Below are 1,116 nucleotides of genomic sequence, written 5' to 3'. Positions count from 1 at the left end.
TCGCAACACGGTACGACAAGCTGGCAACAAACTTCGCCGCAGCAATCTTCATTGCCGCAATCATCACATGGTGGATCAATTGAGTCTCGACCCTAAGGGCAATCTAAATTATTGATAAAGCATCGGAGCCACCAAAAACCGGATTCCACGTTTCGGTCCGATGCTCCAGGCCGTAGTGACGATTTAAGGTTTTAGGGTTCCCAAGGGCGTGCAAATCGGATTCAACGCTGATTTTGGAGATCGGCGATGGATTGTGATGGGCTTCGGGACGACCAGTGGGAACGATCAGAAGTTTCGTGCCGGGCGGCACGAAAGGCAAGCGCGGGCCGCGCACGGATAACCGCAAGTTCCCCGACGCGCTGTTGTGGATGGCGCGTTCGGGCGGTCGTTGGCGTGATTTGCCGGAGCGGCTGGGTGACTATCGATCGGTTAAGCGGCGCTACTATCGCTGGATCGAGATGGGCGTGCTGGACGACATAGTGGAGACGCTGGCCCGCGAAGCCGATCTGGAATGGCTGATGATCGACAGAACCATCGTGCGGGCGCATCAGCATGCGGCCGGCGCGCGTCGCTCAAAAGGAGGGCGGATGCCCAGAGCCTGGGTCGGTCTCGCGGCGGCCCGAGCACCAGGATCCATGCGGCGACGGAAGCCCTTGGCCTTCCCGTCCGCCTGATCGGCTCTCCCGGACAGCGTAACGACATTGCTTTTGCCCATGACCTTGTCGGGGGCTTCCCGGCTGCAGCAGATCTTGTCGACAAAGGCTATGATGCCGACCATCTGTGCGAAAGCCTCGCCGAAACCGGGGCCGAGGTCGTTATCCCGCCCAAACACAACCGAAAGCTCCAACGTCCCTACGACGCCGAACTCTGCAAGGAGCGCAACCGCATCGAACGTTTCTTCAGCAAGCTCAAGCAGTTCAGGCGCGTCGCAACACGTTACGACAAACTGCTCGTCAACTTCATCGGCTTCGTCAAACTCGCCGCAATCGCAATCTGGCTCAAATAATTAATTCGTCACGACAGCCTAGGTTGGGGACTTAATCAAATTATTGTCAAGATTGGCTGATTCGGTTCGGTAGTGGGTCCGGGGGCATGGAGGAAGCCATGCACGATCAC

General features: G+C 57.7%; 1 pseudogene. It reads left to right on the top strand.

Going from position 1 to position 1,116, the window contains the following annotated elements:
• The first annotated feature begins 246 nt into the window (after positions 1-246).
• A pseudogene (locus DES43_RS22255) lies at positions 247-1,006 on the top strand (IS5 family transposase).
• The last annotated feature ends 110 nt before the right edge of the window (positions 1,007-1,116 follow it).

Source organism: Aquamicrobium defluvii, assembly GCF_004363725.1.
Lineage (GTDB): Bacteria > Pseudomonadota > Alphaproteobacteria > Rhizobiales > Rhizobiaceae > Mesorhizobium > Mesorhizobium defluvii.
The sequence above is the reverse complement of the archived record's forward strand: the minus strand, read 5'-3'. Positions and strand labels throughout refer to the sequence as shown.